The organism is Rhizobium sp. CB2179, from assembly GCF_057653455.1.
The window spans coordinates 1-17427 of sequence record NZ_JBYGKR010000005.1 but is presented as its reverse complement, the minus strand read 5'-3'; the positions used below and the strand labels follow the sequence as shown (position 1 = coordinate 17427).

The 17427-nt window shown below is 59.3% G+C and carries 12 protein-coding genes and 5 pseudogenes; 8 read left to right on the top strand and 9 right to left on the bottom strand.

Going from position 1 to position 17427, the window contains the following annotated elements; translation table 11 throughout:
* Nucleotides 1–30: 30 nt before the first annotated feature.
* The 4 genes and pseudogenes from AC244Q_RS33600 to AC244Q_RS33585 all read right to left on the bottom strand — a co-directional run bounded on the left by AC244Q_RS33600 (nt 31) and on the right by AC244Q_RS33585 (nt 4575).
* Nucleotides 31–578, bottom strand: a pseudogene (locus tag AC244Q_RS33600) (carboxymuconolactone decarboxylase family protein).
* A gap of 122 nt (nt 579–700) precedes the next feature.
* Nucleotides 701–2758 (bottom strand): 2Fe-2S iron-sulfur cluster-binding protein, encoded by a 2058-nt coding sequence (locus AC244Q_RS33595; RefSeq protein WP_128407110.1) that lies wholly within the window; start codon nt 2756–2758, stop codon nt 701–703.
* A gap of 58 nt (nt 2759–2816) precedes the next feature.
* Nucleotides 2817–3428, bottom strand: coding sequence for a glutathione S-transferase family protein (locus AC244Q_RS33590; protein ID WP_128407111.1), 612 nt, complete (start codon nt 3426–3428; stop codon nt 2817–2819).
* Between the two features lie 223 nt (nt 3429–3651).
* On the bottom strand, nt 3652–4575 hold the full coding sequence (locus AC244Q_RS33585; protein ID WP_128407112.1) for a LysR family transcriptional regulator: 924 nt from the start codon (nt 4573–4575) through the stop codon (nt 3652–3654).
* A gap of 95 nt (nt 4576–4670) precedes the next feature.
* Between AC244Q_RS33585 and AC244Q_RS33580 the strand changes: the two genes are divergently transcribed.
* The gene (locus AC244Q_RS33580) at nt 4671–6086 is read left to right on the top strand and encodes an aldehyde dehydrogenase family protein (RefSeq protein WP_128407113.1); all 1416 of its coding nucleotides are present in this window, start codon (nt 4671–4673) and stop codon (nt 6084–6086) included.
* A 32-nt stretch (nt 6087–6118) separates the two neighbouring features.
* Here the strand turns inward: AC244Q_RS33580 and AC244Q_RS33575 are convergent, their stop codons facing one another.
* Nucleotides 6119–6280: a zinc-binding dehydrogenase gene (locus AC244Q_RS33575; RefSeq protein ID WP_245460556.1), complete on the bottom strand. Its 162-nt coding sequence runs from the start codon at nt 6278–6280 to the stop codon at nt 6119–6121.
* A 110-nt stretch (nt 6281–6390) separates the two neighbouring features.
* Nucleotides 6391–6531: pseudogene (locus AC244Q_RS33570) on the bottom strand (NADPH:quinone reductase); the annotation flags it as partial.
* 45 nt (nt 6532–6576) lie between these two features.
* Here AC244Q_RS33570 and AC244Q_RS33565 point away from each other — a divergent pair.
* The 7 genes and pseudogenes from AC244Q_RS33565 to AC244Q_RS33535 all read left to right on the top strand — a co-directional run.
* Nucleotides 6577–6948: pseudogene (locus AC244Q_RS33565) on the top strand (IS66 family transposase); the annotation flags it as partial.
* A gap of 332 nt (nt 6949–7280) precedes the next feature.
* Entirely contained in the window at nt 7281–8429 is a 1149-nt protein-coding gene (locus AC244Q_RS33560) for a site-specific integrase (protein WP_128407114.1), read from the top strand.
* Nucleotides 8430–8621: 192 nt separating this feature from the next.
* Nucleotides 8622–8948 (top strand): hypothetical protein, encoded by a 327-nt coding sequence (locus tag AC244Q_RS33555; RefSeq protein WP_020487171.1) that lies wholly within the window; start codon nt 8622–8624, stop codon nt 8946–8948.
* Nucleotides 8949–8971: 23 nt separating this feature from the next.
* Nucleotides 8972–9106, top strand: a pseudogene (locus AC244Q_RS33550) (recombinase family protein); the annotation flags it as partial.
* A gap of 32 nt (nt 9107–9138) precedes the next feature.
* Nucleotides 9139–9230: pseudogene (locus tag AC244Q_RS33545) on the top strand (integrase); the annotation flags it as partial.
* A 108-nt stretch (nt 9231–9338) separates the two neighbouring features.
* Nucleotides 9339–10505 carry an ATP-binding protein gene (locus AC244Q_RS33540; RefSeq protein WP_128407115.1) on the top strand — a complete coding sequence of 389 codons (1167 nt, stop codon included), beginning with the start codon at nt 9339–9341 and terminating at the stop codon, nt 10503–10505.
* 530 nt (nt 10506–11035) lie between these two features.
* Entirely contained in the window at nt 11036–12139 is a 1104-nt protein-coding gene (locus tag AC244Q_RS33535) for a Fic family protein (protein ID WP_128407116.1), read from the top strand.
* A 1542-nt stretch (nt 12140–13681) separates the two neighbouring features.
* On the opposite strand, the gene repC is transcribed toward AC244Q_RS33535, so the two are convergent.
* The 3 genes from repC to repA all read right to left on the bottom strand — a co-directional run bounded on the left by repC (nt 13682) and on the right by repA (nt 17427).
* Entirely contained in the window at nt 13682–14947 is a 1266-nt protein-coding gene (repC, locus tag AC244Q_RS33530) for a plasmid replication protein RepC (RefSeq protein WP_128407117.1), read from the bottom strand.
* 237 nt (nt 14948–15184) lie between these two features.
* Nucleotides 15185–16225: a plasmid partitioning protein RepB gene (gene repB / locus AC244Q_RS33525; RefSeq protein WP_128407118.1), complete on the bottom strand. Its 1041-nt coding sequence runs from the start codon at nt 16223–16225 to the stop codon at nt 15185–15187.
* On the bottom strand, nt 16210–17427 hold the full coding sequence (gene repA / locus AC244Q_RS33520; RefSeq protein WP_012760236.1) for a plasmid partitioning protein RepA: 1218 nt from the start codon (nt 17425–17427) through the stop codon (nt 16210–16212). Before repA ends, repB begins: the two co-directional genes overlap by 16 nt.

Genomic DNA, 17427 nt, shown 5'->3' with positions numbered 1-17427 from the left:
GTACGTCTTGCACCGCCTCCAGGCTAGGCGTCAGGCAGCCGCGCGATCGATGCGGGGGAAGTCGATCTCGGTGTCGAGGGCCTCGTTCACGTAGTTGGTGAAGGTATTGGGGGCGACATGGGCGATGATCTCGATGATCTCGGCGTCGCTGTAGCCGGCATCACGGACCCTGGCGATTTCCGCTGGCGCGACGGACCCGCGAGCCACTGTCAGTGCGCGAGTAAATTCGACGGCAGCCGCTGCCTTGGGGTCGTTGGATGTGCCGCTGCGGTTGGCAGCGATTTCGCTTCGTCGAGCTTGGCGAACTTCGTTCCCGTAAAGGTGTGGGCGGATAGGCAGTAGTCACAGCCGTTGGCTTCAGCCATGGCGAGCGCGATGCGTTCGCGGGTGGCCGGCGGCAGCTTGCCCATGTCGAGTGCGCCCTGGAGCGAGGTCAAGCCCGTCAATGCGGCGGGGCTGTTGGAAACCAGCCGAAAAATGTTCTGAACGGATCCGATCTGCTTCTGGATGGTCTCGAGGACTGGACGGGACGCTTCCGGAGCTTCTTCGATGGTTGCGGGCGTGGGAATGCGTGACATTGTAATCTCCCTTTTCGGTTGAGAGAGACGTTGCTCTTGGGATTGAATATGATCCGGTGGCGCAACTTGCTGAAGATCGAAAGGAAACAAGGGACTGTTACGCTGGACGCAGCAATCGCCCCTTACACAGCAAGCTGCAGGCCACCTTCCTGTTCGGCTGGAACGGCGCAGCAGAGCAGCACTTCGTCGGAATCGATCTTCGCGGTGGGCTGCTTGATATAAGCGACGGCCCCCTTGACGAGTTTGGTCCGGCAGGTCCCACAATTGCCTTCGCGGCAACTGAATTCAGGCTCGAGGCCACGTGCTTCGGCGAGTTCCAGGAGAGTGCCGGAGCCAGGTGTCCACCGTGCCTCTTTCAGTGAATTCGTGAACACGACGGGCACGGGTTTTTCGGACGGTTGCGTGGTAAAAGACACAGCTGTTGGTGTGGGTTGCCCCGTGCGGATCAGCGACGACGGACCGAAAGCTTCAGCCTGGATGCGATCGTCAGCGATGTTGAAAGTCCGCAGCCCGTCATATAGCCCTTGCGTGAACTGGGCAGGTCCGCAGAGATAGAAATCATAGTCGTTGAAGGGAAGGAACCGCGTCAGCATCGCCATATCGATCCGACCCGCGGCGTCAAAGTCCCTGCCCTCTTCAGCGTTGGTGGTGTCACTGAGGACCCTGACCAAGCGCATCACGCCCTTTGTCGCACCGATAAGGTCGGCGATCTCCTTGTCGAACGGTCGATCGGCCTTTGAGCGAGCCGCGTAGAACAACGTGACCGGACGGACACGCTGCTTGCGGAGCCCCTCGTAAACGATATGACGGAGCATCGCGAGCAGCGGTGTGATGCCGACGCCGCCTGCGAGAAGAACCGCCGGACGGGTCGAGCGGGCGTCGATGCTGAAGTCGCCGGCCGGCGCGCGCACCTCGATGACATCGCCGACGGCAACATTATCATGCAAGAACTGAGAAACCCGGCCGTCCCGCTTGACGCTGATGCGGTATATTCCGTCGGACGGCGCAACCGAAAGCGTATAGGTGCGGATGACAGGCTTTTTTTCGTCGGGTAGCTTTATCCGTATAGGTAGATGCTGACCCGCCCTATGGGGGAGTAGCCCGGCGCCATCGCCGGGCTGCAGATGGAAAGACTTGATCGTCGCGCTCTCATCAACGATCGCGCTGACGGTCATTGGCCGCCACACGCCGGCAAGCTCTTTCGCTCGGAGACGGTCGGCCGCTTGGCTCCAACTGCCTGTCATCAGGGAGCTTGGCGACCAGCCGTCCTTCTGGAAAGCCCATCTCAAAGCCAATGCATTGCGGCGACGAACGATCCGTGTCGGCTTGAATGTCCAAAACCGCTCCGCGCCCTGGAAGGCGACGATCTCGGGCGAGTCGAAGAGGACTTCGGCTTTCCCCGTCATCTGCAGCATGTCGCCTGTTGCGAAATCCACGAAGAGAAGTCCTGCCTTTCCGTTCAGCAGGATGTTGCCAAGCGTCGCGAAGAAGAGGTTTCCATCGAAATCAGGGATCTTCAGGACGCCGTCGTCGCCGACGCGAGCAAATCCGGCATTCCCGCCGCGGTGCGATACATCCACTTGGCGCCGGTCTTCGCGATCGACATAAGAAGCAACGAAAAATGCATCGGCTTCCTGGATGATCGCGCGTGCCGGATCATCGAGCACAGGCAGTTCCTCTACCTCACCTTGGAATGGTGCTTCCGGCTGACGCTCGAACGCGAAGTCGCGCAGCTGAATGTAGCGCGGACAATTTCCGAAACTCTGGTCCACATCGACGCGGAAGCCGCCGTCGATCGTTGAAACAAACCCATTCATGCGGTTGCGGCGACGCGTGTGCATCTCGATGCCGAGGAGGCCGATCGGCAAGCCGTCCGCCAGTCCTTCGCTTGCCGGGTCGCTCGGATCGCGGTTTGCGAGAATGTCCAGGACGACAGGCGAAGGCGACGACATGAACCCTGGCTGGCCTTCAACAAAAGTCGCCCAGGCGTCACCGGTTGGGTCGACACTGCCAAGAACGATGAAAGGCAATTGGGCGTAGAAGTCGCGGTGCTGGTCCGGCATGTAATCGCGAATTACACGCTGACCGACTGAGGCCATGCGCTCCTTTACGCCAAGCTTTTCCTGGATAAGGGTCTCGCCTTCATGCCACGTCGGCAGTTTTGTGAGGTTCACGGACATCTGCGTTCTCCAGGGAAAGAGGCTAGAGCGTGCGAGGTGTCGCACCCCCTATCGTTGATCAGGCGGCAAGGCCGACCGGCGTCTTGACGAAGTCGACGAAGCCTGGAAGTTGTTCGACCCGGCGCAGCAGAGCATTGACGGATGGATAGGCGCTCAGATCGACATTGCCTTCCGGAGCACGCGCGACGTAGCTGTAGATCGCGACATCGGCGATCGTCGGGCCATTGCCCACCAGCCATTCCCGCCCTTGCAGCTGGCTCTCGATCCGGCCGAGAATGGCATGCGCGCGGCCAATGACCTCTTCAGGGTTGAACTTGGCGCCGAAGACCGTCACCAGACGGGCAGCGGCCGGGCCGTAGGCGATCTCACCGGCTGCAACCGAGAGCCAGCGCTGGACTTCGGCCGCGCCTTTTGCGTCTTCCGGCAGCCATTCCGTCTGACCTGCCTTCTTGGCGAGGTAGACAAGGATCGCGTTGGAATCGGAGATGAAGACGTCGCCATCCGCCAGCACCGGGACCTGCCCGAACGGGTTCATTTTGAGGAAGTCGGGCTGCTTATGGGCGCCTGCCTTCAGATCGACTTCGACCAGCTCGTGAGGGAGCCCGATCAGCGAGAGAAAAAGTCTGGCGCGGTGCGCGTGGCCCGACAGCGGATGGTGATAAAGTTTCATGTGATCGCTCCTGATTGAAGGCCGGGTCCGTTCCCGATCCATGCGCAAAGGATGCAACGGGCGATCAGCGGGCTGAATACTCATGTTTGACAGTGCACCGTTACGCTGGACGCAACAGTGCTTGGAACCCGCCTCGCGTGGTGAGCTCATTCCTGAAAGGAACGCGTAGTCGGATGGGCCTTGCTCACGCCTGTGGGTTACGGGAGCCCTGTCGAGACATTCATCAATCTTGAGGCGGGCTATCAACGTGGCTGCCGTGCCGAACGTCCTTGATGAGATCGACGAACCGCCGCAGTTTGGCGGGGATGTTTCGCCTTCCCGGATAATAAAGGCAGAGCCCCGGATAGGGCGGGGTCCAGTCGGCGAGGACCTGCTCCAGCCTTCCAGCGGCGACGTCCTCTGAAACCTGCCATTCGTTCAGATAGGCGAGTCCGGCTCCGTCCCGGGCCGCCCGAAGCATCAGGTCGCTGTCGTCGAGCGTGAGCTTGCCAGGAACGTCGAGCATGAAGCTCTCTCCTCGCTTTTCGAACTCCCAGCGATAGAGTGTGCCGCTCGCCATTCTGGCCCGAATGCACTCGTGGTTATGAAGATCTGCCGGGACCTGCGGCTTTCCATGCTGCCGGAGATATTCGACCGAACCGACGATGGCCGGACGGACGCTGTCGCCGATCGGAACGACGACCATGTCGTGCGGAACGGCTTCCCGAATCCTTATACCCGCGTCGAATCCCTTGGCATTGACGTCGACAAGTGCCCCCTCCGTGACAATCTCCACCGCCATCTGCGGGTTCCTTCGCATGTATTCCAGGATCAGCGGCGTCAGGATCATGCGGGTCGCACCGACCGACGTGTTGATGCGCAGCATACCCGTGGCTTCGGCACGATGTTCGTCGACATGCTCGACGGCGTTGCGAATGGCCTTCAGTGCCGGACCGACGCTCGCCACGAATTGCTCGCCCGCGGCGGAAAGGACGACGCTCCGTGTGGAGCGATTGAACAATCTGACCCCCATGCGCGCCTCCAGCGCAGCGATCTGCTGGCTCAGCGACGACGACGAGACCCCAAGCTCGCGCGCTGCGGCTCGAAACCCGCCTTGGGTGGACACAGCGAGAACTGCTTCGAGTTCGGCGAGCGAGCCACGCATCATTGTACGTAATCCCTTATCAGGCTGAGCGCTTTTCGCCAGCTTATCAGGACAATGGAGAAATGCCAGATAAGCCTGACAGTCGAAAGGAGTTTCAAATGCGCAACATCGACAAGATCTATATCGACGGTCAGTTCGTCACGCCAAAGGGCACCGAAACGGGCGATCTTCATAATCCGTCTACGGAAGAGAAGATCGGGACGGTACGGCTTGCCGGCATCGAGGATGCCTGGGAAGCCGTCGCCGCGGCAAAACGCGCCTTCCCCCTATTCTCCCGCACGTCGAAGGCCGAGCGCATCGACATGCTGAAGCGCTTGAACGCGGCGGTCGCCGCGCGCGTTACCGATCTTACCGAAGCAATGGCGCTCGAATACGGTGCTCCGCAGACCTTCACACGGTTCGCTATCCCCCATGCTGCTTCGAGCTTTCTCACCATGGCGTCCGTCCTGGAGGACTATGAATTCGAACGCTATCTGGGCCGAGCCCGTATTGTCATGCAGCCGTCTGGCGTCGCCGCGGCTATCACCCCATGGAACAGCAACATCGGCTTCATCACCTCGAAGCTCGCAACCGCCATCGCCGCCGGTTCGACCATCATCATAAAGCCAAGCGAGATGAGCGCGATCCAGACGCAGATCCTGACCGAATGCCTGGATGAAGCGGGCCTGCCGAAGGGCGTGTTCAATATCGTCAACGGGTATGGCAATGTCGTCGGCGCGGAACTCAGCCGACATCCTGATATCGCGAAAGTGACCTTCACGGGCTCCACCGCGGTCGGCCGGGAAATCCTGCGCAACGCGTCCGACACCTTCAAGCGCGTCACGTTGGAGCTTGGCGGCAAGGGTCCGAACATCATTCTCGACGACGCAGATCTGGATCTGGTCATTCCTGCCGTCTTGCGGATGGGCTTCATCAACAGCGGCCAGGCCTGCATCGCTGGTACCCGTATTCTGGTTCCGAACGGTCGACTCGATGACGTCCTGGTCCGGCTGAAGCAGGAGATCGAGACGTACAAGGTCGGCGCCCCCAACGACCCGGACGCGATGATCGGGCCGATGGTCAGCCGCAAGCAGTACGATCGCGTCCAGTCCTACATTGCACTGGGAACGGAAGAGGGCGCCAGCCTCCTGACGGGCGGCCTGGGGCGGCCTGCCGGTCTGGATAACGGCTGGTTTACAAAGCCGACAATCTTTTTCGGCGTTGACAACCAGATGCGGATCGCACGCGAAGAGATCTTCGGTCCGGTCCTCTCGGTTATCGCCTTCCGCGACGAAGACGAAGCCGTGTCCATCGCGAACGACACCCCATACGGCCTTCAGGCCTATCTACATGGCACCGACGCCGCACGCATGCAGGCGCTTGCGGATCGACTGGACAGCGGGCGGGTTGTTATCAACGGCGCCCCACATGAGCCGCTCGCGCCCTTTGGCGGATTCAAGCAGTCGGGGATCGGTCGCGAATACGGCGTGTTCGGCCTTGAGGCGTTCCTGGAGCCGAAAGCCATCATATCTTGATGACCGCATCTTGGAGCCGCAATCGAACCGGGTCAGGAGTTTTGCAGTCGGACCAGGACCTTTCCAACGGCCTTGCCGCTCTCCTGAAACTCGTGCGCATCGGCCGCTGCATCGAGGGCATATGTTTTCCCGATCTGCGGAACGTATGCTCCCGATGCCACACAGGCCGAAATCTCCTCGGCCGCCTGGCGCATCGCAGCTTCCGGCATGGTATAAACGTAGACGAAACGGAATGACAAGCTCCCCGCAGCGCCGGGAAGAACGGTATTGTGAGCTTAGCTTCCGGTGATTCCGTCGAATAGGCCGAGACGACGCCGTCGCGGGCCAGACAAGCGAGCGCAACGTCGATATTGGCGGCGACATCAACGTCGACGATACGGTCGACGCCATGGCCGACCGTGGCCGACCGTATGGCATGCAGGACGTCTTTTTCGTGCCTGTTAATGACGAGATCGGCCCCTGCCGCTCGCGCGACCTCCTCCTGCTCGTCGCGGCCCGGGGCCTTCAGGCCCGGTTCGATCGGATCTTTTCGCTGCGCACCGGTTATGGCGACCTCGACAAACTGCTGTTTCGACTGGGTCGCCGCAAGGACGAACTGCTGCGGGTGCTGGAGCGGCCTGAAACCCCGCTCCATACCAATGCCTCGGAAAGAGATCTGCGCGGATTTGTCATCAAGCGAAAGATCTCCGGCGGCACGGTCAGTCGCAACGGTCGGCAGGCGCGTGACAGCATGCTCGGCCTGATGAAGACCTGCCAAAAGCTCGGCCTGTCGTTCTGGCACTATCTCGGCGATCGGCTGGGGATCGGTGACGAAGATCATCTTGTTGCACCCCTCGCCTCGATGGTTGCAGCACGCGCCTGAACGCTCTCGATCCTCTGCGCAACTAGCACCCTGCTCTGGGTCAGACATGCTGATTGTGTCGGCATCGCCACCAAATCAGCCCCGCTTACCCGGCCGACGGCGCAAGATGCATGGTTTGGTTTGATCTTAACGCCTTGAAATCATGGTAAACACGCCATTAACCAGAAGCAATATCGCCATTAGCTTCCGCCATGCACGTGGCTTTTGAACGCAAACCTAACCATCGATAAGTTGCGTTTATCGATGGTAGATTGATTTCGAGGTCCAAATCAGCAAGAGTCGGCGCAAATCACGGTCTCAGAGGCCGCCGAAACCGTCTTTCTGGAGCGCCTGTGGCCAAACCCAAAAAATCACAGACTTCCGTCGAGCGGCGCGCCGAAGAACTCGACACCATTGCCGCCGTCCTCCCGATAGAGCGCCGCGACGAACTCGCCAAGCTTCTGACCGACCAGGACGTCGAGACGCTGCGCCATCTCGTCAACCAGGGCATGGGCGACAACACGCTGCGGGCGCTGACTTCCGACCTTGCCTATCTGGAAGCCTGGGGACTGGCGGCGACCGGACAATCCCTGCCCTGGCCGGCACCCGAGGCGCTGCTTTTGAAATTCGTCGCGCATCACCTCTGGGATCCGCAGCACCGCGAGACCGATCCGGATCACGGCATGCCGGCCGACGTCGACGAAGACCTTCGGAGCCAGGGTTTTCTCAGATCCGCAGGCCCGCACGCGCCATCGACGGTGCGCCGGCGGCTGGCGAACTGGTCGACGCTGACCAGATGGCGCGGTTTTGACGGCGCCTTCGCCTCCCCTGCCCTCAAATCAGCCATTCGCCTCGCCGTTCGCGCCGTCCCCCGGACGCGGCGTCGCAAGAGCGCCAAGGCCGTCACCAGCGATGTGCTGGCAAAACTGCTTGCAACCTGCACGACCGACAGTCTGCGCGATCTCCGTGACCGTGCAATCCTGATGGTTGCCTTTGCCTCCGGTGGTCGGCGGCGCAGCGAGATCGCCGGCCTGCGCAGCGAGCAGCTGACCGTCGAGCCGCCAATCCCGGGGGACGATGGCCCTTCCCTCCCCTCTCTCGCCATCCATCTCGGACGCACCAAGACGACTAGCGGCGACGAGGACGACGTTGTCTATCTGACCGGTCGGCCGGTGGATGCGCTGAATGCCTGGATGGTGGCCGCCAAGATCGAGAGCGGCAGCGTGTTTCGGGCGATCGGGCGATGGGGGACTGTGTCGCGACGGGCGATCGATCCGCAGTCGGTCAATGCGATCATCAAGCAGCGGGTGGAACTGGCTGGATTGGAGCCGGGGGAATTTTCCGCGCACGGGCTACGATCTGGATATCTGACCGAGGCGGCAAACCGTGGCATCCCCCTGCCCGAGGCGATGGAGCAGTCCCGCCACCGCTCGATTCAACAAGCGTCAGGTTACTACAACAACGCGACACGTCGAAGCGGGCGGGCAGCTCAAATGGTGTGATATGTGATGTTCGTATGCGACACGCGGATGCAGCGCTCTTCTGTCACGGAGGAAAGTGGCCGCTGATCGCCCAGCATCCCATGCCGAGGCGGGGAATTTTACGGCCGTCCCAGACAGTCACACGCGCTTCACGCCGCGCTCAATTCCTGACATATTTGCAGAGAGGCAGCCAACCGTCATGGATATCGCGTCATGAACTTGGAAACACGTGAAAAAAGGAACATGCGCGCACCTACCGGATCCGTCACAGGCCTCTGCTCGGCGTCCGCCACAATGTTTGCAGTCGGAATGGCCTTTCTGGGTTACTGGGGGGTATATGAACATGGGGCCTGGCATTCATTCGACTATTTTGTGATGGGTCTGGCTATCATCGGATTTGCAGCACTTGGTTCCGTGCCTTGGATTGTGACTACACCTGTAGCGGAGGACGATGCAGACAAAGTCGTCGTCGCCAGGCGAGCGATGGTACTGGGGACGGCGTTAATCTGGATGGCCGTCTGTATTGCCCTATTTACCTGAATTGCCCTGCGTGACCCCCATGCGACCGCAATGTGAATCCGCTTGACGCGATAGGGCCCGACCGAGCATTTCCCCTCGAGCGCCTCCGTCGCACCGTTCATCTTATGGTCCGCGAAAAGCTCGCTGAAAAAGAACTCCTGGCCCGGTTGCCTCGCCAATGGTGATGTTTTGGGTCGCAGTTCGGCGAAAGCGGCAGTCCCTTCATAAACCGGTGCGCAGGCTGCAAGCTACTACAACAACGCAGAACAGAAGAACGGGCGGGCCGCAAGGCTGGTCATTTGAAGGAACTGACCCTCAAATCGCACACGCCGAGCGACGCGCCAACTGACGCAGCCCAAACATCAATATGTAATCCTTGCAATTGCGGAATTATCCTCCATAAATGCAAGGATGATTGAACGTCGAATATCTACAAAACTGATTGAGTTGATCGATTCGAGCCCCGCCGTTGGGCTCATTGGCCCGCGTCAGGTCGGCAAGACGACGCTGGCGCTCGCGATAGCCGAACAGCGCCCATCAATCTATCTCGACCTGGAATCGGATGCCGACCGCGCCAAACTCACCGAGCCGGAACTATATCTCAGCCAGCACAGCGACAAGCTCGTTATCCTGGACGAGGTTCACCGGCTACCAAATCTTTTTCAGAACTTGCGTGGGCTTATCGACCGGGGCCGGCGAAATGGAAGGAAGGCTGGCCATTTCCTGCTGCTCGGGTCCGCATCCATCGATCTATTGAAACAGTCGGGTGAGACGCTGGCAGGTCGCATCGCCTACCTTGAAATGGGTCCGATCGACGGCCTGGAAGTGCCAGTTGACGATCTGAATACGCTATGGGTGCGAGGCGGCTTCCCGGATAGTTTCCTAGCAGCGAGTGATCGTGAAAGCCAGCGCTGGCGGCAAGACTTTATACGAACCTATCTGGAACGAGACATTTCCTTGCTTGGTCCTCGCATTCCAGCCGAGACATTGCGGCGCTTCTGGACCATGCTCGCGCATCACCAATCCGGACTGTTAAATGCCGCGGAATTTGCGCGTTCGCTCGGCGTCGATGGCAAGACGGTCGCCTCCTATCTCGATCTCCTGGTTGATCTACTCCTCGTACGACGCCTAGAGCCCTGGCACGTGAACATTGGCAAACGCCTGGTCAAATCACCGCGGGTCTATGTTCGCGATAGCGGCATCACCCACACCCTTTTGGGGCTGACCACTCAGGAGGACCTGCTCGGGCACCCGGTCGCCGGAGCAAGCTGGGAAGGGTTCGTGATCGAGACCTTGATTGCAGCAGCGCCGCCCGGAACTCAGAGCAATTTTTATCGGACGTCGGCTGGTGCCGAGATCGACCTTCTTCTAACGCCCCGGGGCGAACGACCTTGGGCTATCGAAATCAAGCGGAGCCTGACACCGAAACTCGAGAAAGGCTTCTATCTTGCATGTGAAGATCTCGACCCGGCACGACGCATCGTCGTTTACCCTGGGCAGGAAACTTTCCCCCTAAAGCACGATGTGGAAGCAATGCCGCTAGCCTCGATAGGCAAAGCTCTGATTAGTCTTACTTAGCGAATAGATAGATGCATATCGCCTAGAGGAGCCCCCATGATCTTCGTCTTTCCCATGCCTGTATGCCCAGGTTCTCGTCTCCCGACCAATCTGACTTGAGCGGCCGGACTTCCAGAAAAAGCCCCCTCACCTATAACTCCGGCAATGTTTCAAACGGATCGAGTGCCTGAACGCCCAGGGCCCGAAATGGCGCATATTGCGGGTCAAGACCGTGAATCCGTGCACTTTAGCCGTGGCGGCTATCGCAATGTCTTCCAAACCCGGGCGCGAGCGTCATCAACAATCCGAGGGCGCTGTTGGACGAAGCGCGTCCTCAGGCCATACGCTTATGAGTGCCGGTTGTGACGCAGCCGACGAGGCGCTTGGCGACATATGGGTTTGCTGCCCTTTGGATATAGTCGATTCTAACCTTTCAAGGTGCTCTCTGGGTCTCCGCGAGCACCTTCGATCCATTGCATGAGCGATAGAATTCATTTCTATCACTCATCGCAATGCATTATAGTGAGTTATAGAAAAGGTGCCTATAACTCATGAAGTGGAACTGGACGCAGGAAGGTTGGCCGCATTTCATCTATGATCATGCGCCGCTTGAACCACTCGAAAGCCGATTCCTTCTGTCCTCGGGGGAAGTGATCGGCGCAGTCCGTCATGTCGGCGATGAGGAACGCAATCTGCTTCGTATCGAGCTTTTAAGCGACGAGGCAGTGAAAACCTCCGAGATTGAGGGCGAAATGCTTGATCGGTTGAGCGTGCAATCCTCATTGCGCCGCCAGTTTGGTCTCGATGCCGACAATCGGCCATCAACTCCGCAAGAGCGCGGCATCGCGGAAATGATGGTCGATGTGTACGACACTTGGTCGGCCCCGCTCAATGATGAAACCCTGTTTCGCTGGAACGGCATGTTGATGACAGGCAATCGCCATCTTGGAGCGATCGGCGCATATCGAACGCATGAAGATGCCATGCAGATTGTGTCCGGCCGTCTGGACAATCCGACCGTCCACTATGAGGCTCCACCATCAAGGCAGGTCCCGGCGGAAATGGCGGCCTACACCGAGTGGTTCAACAAAACGGCGCCGCACGGTGAACTCCCCTTGCCCGCGCTCACCCGTGCCGGCATAGGCCATTTGTACTTCGAAAGCATCCATCCGTTTGAAGATGGAAATGGCAGGCTTGGCCGAGCGCTCGCCGAAAAATCGCTTGCCCAAAATATCGGGCAGCCGAGCTTGATTGCACTTGCCTACACGATCGAGAATGGCCGGAAAGCCTATTACGATCAGCTCGAACGGCATCAGCGCACGCTCGATATCACCGAATGGCTGGTGTATTTTGCGGGAACCATCCTTGATGCACAACAGACCACCTTGATGCGGGTGGCCTTCTACATCAGCAAGGCGCAATTCTATGACAGGTTCCGCGGGCAATTCAACGAGCGCCAGGAGAAGGCCCTCGCTCGGATGTTCCGAGAAGGTCCTGGGGGGTTTAAAGGCGGATTGAGCGCTGAGAATTACATTTCGATAACGCGGACCTCGCGAGCGACAGCGACGCGCGATCTTCATGACTTGGTGGAGAAAGAAGCGCTCACGCGCACCGGCGATCGCCGGCACGCACGCTATGCACTAAATCTGCCCTGATTAAGAAAAAGAGATAGATCCCAACCGCCGCGTCCCCTTGGACAAAGGACCGAAGAGGCCGAACCAGTCGAGGCGACACGGGGGCCCAAAAAAAGTCATGCAATGCGGCGGATGTGAAGTCATCGAGCAATTCGCGCGCATGCCGCGATTGAAACGATTGCGTGTTCAAACGCTGCATCATTGCGTGTCTTAAAGCCGTGTCGCAGAAGGTAACAGCTGTTACTTTTTTAGGCCCCGCCTATCACGATCGCGCTCGGCCCTCTGTCCGCAAGTCATTCTCGCTGCCACCGCTCCAGCATCAAGTGCACGCTACGCCATAGTGTCGACGTCGCCAGTGGCACCGATTTCTGCCGCCCTGCGCCGGACCCTTCCACGTCTCTTACGCCTTGAAAGTCAGACCGCTCGGCACCTACCCGAGCTCCAGGAAGCAGTGTCGCCTTTGGTGATTGAGCATTTTGAAGAAGGAGAAGGGTCACATCCTTGTCGGCACGCAACGCCCAAAAGGTAACAGCTGTTACCTTTTGGGTTTCTCGTTAAGATCGCCTGGTTGGTCCAACGCGAGCGACAAAAACATTCACGATGATGACAGCGCGAAACGGGCGTGTCGACCGGATCCTGCCCACGGACCTCTCCGTCCGTGGATAGGCAACTTTCATTTCAGAAGCGACGATAGGCAACCCTCCACCCGTCGATCTCTCCAGCAAGACGGCCTGCAGCACCCATCGCGCAAACGCCATTGCCGGCCTTCCTGGAACTTCTTTTGCATGGCGGGTGCCGCACGCCCCGACTGACGTTCGGTCCCTTTAAGCAGCAATGCACATGATCTCTGAGCGGGCCACAGGCGGGCCGAGACAGGTGGCATGGGTTGCTGAATGAACATTCGAAGACGTCCTTCTTCACGACTCTCCCTCACTCTCATCATAAACTCCATCCCTCGCGCACGCTCAGCTGCCACCCCGCAGCATCATGGACGTATATGCGAACGTCCTTACCCAATGCCCTCGCCGTGGGCCGCCCCCGCTCCTTCGAATTCGTCTATGCCCGCCAACATCCACGTTCTTCCTCGAGCGGAGTGGCTCCAAGGACGCGCAAAAATTCATCCCCGAAAAGTATGAACCACGCAGCCAGAGAGCGAGATCGCAACCGCCAGAACCGTCGACGCTGGGCTATCACCGGCAACACATTCACATCTGAGGGGTGCCCTCGATCGGCAGCCAAGCAGATCCCATTTCAATCGACAGTAGGAATGGCAGTTCTCGGCAACAGCTTTGTCTGAAGTTACTTCAGGGCAGTTGTACCGCCCTCGCCGTCTTGTTGCGGAAGCCAGATGGATATGGCTGCATCGACGTCGGGCGAAAATGGATACCCGACGAAACGACCACTCTTCCTGTATTCGCCCGCCCCGTTGCCGCCCATCCGCCCCAGATGGCGAGGCCACGCCCCTGAACTCGATCCATTCCTGCGGCGGCTTCGCCCCAAAACCTCGTCGCGATTAATCCGTCCCGCAAGGCCAAGGGCAGGGTAACAGCTGTTACTTTTCGCCTATCTATCCCGTGTGTTCATCTCGCTTTCCGCAAGACCGTAAAGGCTTTTCGAGAGGTGAAGACTTCCATCGACAGCCCGGTCGACCATTGCACGGAAATAGCCCCCGGGCTTTGCAATTAGCTCCGGGTCGCGCAAGGATTTTTCGAGCACGGTCGCCAAGATGGCGGACGCAGCATATCGGCCGACCCTCCCTACACCGTCTACCCATGCAGTCTCCGACAGGCCGATCATGCGCCGCATCGTTTCAGCCGCCCCGACTACATCGGACCATCCGTCAAACTCCACGCTGACACATTCCTGCGCCGCGCGGCACCCAACCTGAAGCAAACCAATCGGCACCGCAGCTAGAACGACACCTTGGATATCACCAACCGTCTTTTCCGCCTGCCGCAATCGGGATTGCATGTCACCCGCAGCCGCTTCAGGCTTATTTTCATAAGCCATATCGGCGGCGTAGCCGACGTCAGTGGAAATTATGTCTCGCTCGTTAGAGCGGGTCTGTTGATTACTATCAGGAAGGTTTTTAGGGATTGTATTAATATTAGAGGTGACGCCGATGTCACCCGCGCATGACATATCTTGCTCCCGGAAGCGTTGCTCCGCGTACTCAAGAACCTCTCCGTGGAGTGATTCGAGACCGCTTGCCTGGTCTGCCCGGCCGGCTACGGCATCGATGATTGCTTGTGCGGCGCTCCTCCAGATGTCTGCCTTTTCCGGGAACGCCTCGCAGGCATCGATGATTGCTCTGGAAAACCGCGTGACCGCGCGACGTGCATCCTGGCTGGCCTTGAGTTCCCTTTGGTAGTTCTCGACGCTCTCCCTGATCTCTGCGAGCCGCACGCGCGCCGGTGTGAAATCAAGCCCGAAGCCGCTGGCAACCATCCCGTCATTGTCGCGGTACACGAAACGCCGGCCGGTCGGACTGTCACGGTAGGCGGCGATCCCAGCCTCAACGATCCTGCGCAGGCAACGCATCACTGTGCGTTCGGAGCGCAGCGTGTATTCGGCGAGCTTGGCGTTCGAGATGGCAACGATCGGTCGCCCGGCGCCTTTCCAGTCATCGGCGCGCGAGAGGCCAAGGAGAATGTCCAGGACATGATAGGTCGTGCCGTCGATCCCAAGGATCGGCGCTGCCTTTTTCAACAGGAGAGAGATCTCCGACTTCGAGGTGTCCGGTATGTCGTTGGCCATCGCCATCCGCGCGCTTGCGAGAATGGCCGGACTGACGCGTCTGAACGATGCGATTGCCGTTGCTTCTGTCATGGGCTAGCTGCCCGCAACGCCTTGGCGTGCGGCTCCATCGAGATTCTTGTTGATGAAAGCCAGCAGACGGGCACAGTTTTTCATTCCCGGCTGTTACGCAGGGGTTGATTGTGCCAGCGGTCCGTCATAGAATCAGTTTGTAAGAGCTGATGTCGACGGGACGTTTTCGTACTGTCGGCTAGGATTCAAGGGTTCGCCGATTGCCGTCGGTGGGCCCTTTCCTATTTCTGAATTAGCCTACCCCATCGGCGTCTCTCCCGTTTGCTTTCGGTACTCCTCCACCAGCGCCGGAAGCCTTTCGACGAGCCAGGCCGAGAGGCCCGGCACCTTGCTTTCCGGAATCGTGATAAGCGTTGAAGAACGCGAAGATTTCGCGGTGATCACGGCGCCGCCGCCGAGGTCGACCTCTTCGCCCTGGTTTCCTCTAGACGCCTTGTGTTCGAGCGCGCTCATCAGCGCGGCGAAGCGCTGGTCACTCGTGGCAGCGGCCCATACAGCCGTCGAAGTCAGCTTATCAATGATCGTCTGGGCCGCAGCCGGTGCCTTGCCATCCTTGAATTGGGCGGCGAGCTTTTCCCACTTGGGGCGGCCGATCGAAGGAGCCGGACCAATGATGCCGATCAGTTCGGCGGGGACCTGTTCGGCGATTCCAATCAGCATCGAAACGTAGGTCAGCTTGCCATCCGCCCTGCCGAGCGCGGCGGCGATCGTCTCCCGCCGAAAGCCGCGCGCCTTGAGGGTCGCGGCAAAGAACGCCTGCTCGATGAAGGAGAGATTGGCGCGTTCGGTATTCTCGATACCTTGAGCGACCACCAGTTCATCGTCGGTAAGATCGCGGACGATCGCTTTCACCGGCCGTTCAAGGATCTGACAGGCGCGCAAGCGCCTGTGGCCGTAAGCGACCTGAAAGTAGCCTTGCTTGTCGGGGGAGGGGCGAACGAGGATGGGAAGTCTCTGGCCGCTTTCCCGAATGCCCTCGACGAAACCCTGGAAATTCGGATCTCCCTCGATATCGAGGCGGTCCCTGACAAAGGAGGGAACGACAAGAGCGGAGTCAATTTCGACAATGGCTTCCGAGCCGCTCAATTGCAGGCGGAGGCGTTCATTCTCCTCTTCGACGGCAACGAAGGCCCGGTCCATCGACTTGACGGCTCCAGATCCGACCTTCACCGCAGGCCCAGCTGAGATTTGCTTAGCAAGTTCCGCGGAATCGACATTCGCGAACAGACTTTTCATCCGACTGGAGCGTTCTTTGGCATTCGTCATGACCGTCCCCATACCGATTTGAGGTGGTTGAAGATCTCGAGATTGACTGCGTCGACGGAATCCAGGGCGCGCGTGAGCGTGTCTCGACCAACCGAACCACGCGCCATTTCGTAAAGGCTCTTCTTCTCAAGGCCGGCGCTGGCAATCGCGGTCGTGTCCACCACCGCTGGCGCCAGCACGTCCTCGCCGAACAGGGAGCGCAGGAGCGCGACGACGTTCACCTGCGGGACGTCGTTCGGATTGTGCCTGGTGATGACATATCGGATGAAATCGTGTTCCAGAACACCGCCACGCTCCTCGATGACGTGCATGACATCGCTCATCATTGCCAGGAACTGGTTCATGCTGGCAACGTCGATCATCGCCGGATGAACGGTGATCAGCAGCGAGGTCGCCGCACAAAGCGCGCCCAGGGTCAGATAGCCCAGTTGCGGCGGCGCGTCGATGACGACGACATCGTAGTCTTCCTCGACGCTGTTTATGACGGCGCCGAGCCGCCGGAAGAAGATCCCGTCGCCGCGCCCGCCGCCGCTTGCGATCGCCTGCGGCGTCTCATGCTCGTATTCCATGAGCTCCAGGTTGCCGGGTATGAGATCGATTCCGTCAAAATAGGTTTTGCGAATGACGTCGCGCATCGGCCGGCGGTTGTCGTCGTCATAGCGAATCGCCGCATATATGGTCTCGTTGTCGCTGACATCGAACTCCGGCTGATAGCCGAACATGGCCGACAAGGATGCCTGCGGGTCAAGATCGATCGCGAGCACCCGCAAACCCGTCAGAGCAAGATAATGGGCGAGATGAACGGTCGTCGTCGTTTTGGCCGATCCGCCCTTGAAGTTCGCAACCGCGATAACCTGCAACTTCTCACCGGGACGCCGGCGCGGAAAGAAATCCAAGGCTTCCATGGGCCGCTTCACCGCCAGGTATCGACGGATCTCATTGACCTGGGCGAGCGTGTAGCTCCTGCGGCCATTCTCCAGCCTCTCGGGCATTGCGCCTTCGCCGTCCAACGACATCTGTCGGAGCGTCGATTCGGCGATCCCAAGCATGGTGGCCACGTCGCGCGAGGTAAAGGTGCGCAACGATTTCATCGCCTCCGGCGGATACATATGGGTGCGAAGAGACTGCAACTGCGCTGACAACATCTGCGCTTGGCGTGTAATCTTCGCAGCGGAGGATTCGCTCGTTGGCTTGCGGGTCGTCATCTGATCCAT

What these genes read in the sequence shown, in the direction of transcription:
- AC244Q_RS33595 (WP_128407110.1), bottom strand. Translation starts at nt 2,758, where the DNA reads ATGTCCGTGAACCTCACAAAACTGCCGACGTGGCATGAAGGCGAGACC.
- AC244Q_RS33590 (WP_128407111.1), bottom strand. Translation starts at nt 3,428, where the DNA reads ATGAAACTTTATCACCATCCGCTGTCGGGCCACGCGCACCGCGCCAGA.
- AC244Q_RS33585 (WP_128407112.1), bottom strand. Translation starts at nt 4,575, where the DNA reads ATGATGCGTGGCTCGCTCGCCGAACTCGAAGCAGTTCTCGCTGTGTCC.
- AC244Q_RS33580 (WP_128407113.1), top strand. Translation starts at nt 4,671, where the DNA reads ATGCGCAACATCGACAAGATCTATATCGACGGTCAGTTCGTCACGCCA.
- AC244Q_RS33575 (WP_245460556.1), bottom strand. Translation starts at nt 6,280, where the DNA reads ATGCGCCAGGCGGCCGAGGAGATTTCGGCCTGTGTGGCATCGGGAGCA.
- AC244Q_RS33555 (WP_020487171.1), top strand. Translation starts at nt 8,622, where the DNA reads ATGAACTTGGAAACACGTGAAAAAAGGAACATGCGCGCACCTACCGGA.
- AC244Q_RS33540 (WP_128407115.1), top strand. Translation starts at nt 9,339, where the DNA reads ATGATTGAACGTCGAATATCTACAAAACTGATTGAGTTGATCGATTCG.
- AC244Q_RS33535 (WP_128407116.1), top strand. Translation starts at nt 11,036, where the DNA reads ATGAAGTGGAACTGGACGCAGGAAGGTTGGCCGCATTTCATCTATGAT.
- repC (WP_128407117.1), bottom strand. Translation starts at nt 14,947, where the DNA reads ATGACAGAAGCAACGGCAATCGCATCGTTCAGACGCGTCAGTCCGGCC.
- repB (WP_128407118.1), bottom strand. Translation starts at nt 16,225, where the DNA reads ATGGGGACGGTCATGACGAATGCCAAAGAACGCTCCAGTCGGATGAAA.
- repA (WP_012760236.1), bottom strand. Translation starts at nt 17,427, where the DNA reads ATGGATCAGATGACGACCCGCAAGCCAACGAGCGAATCCTCCGCTGCG.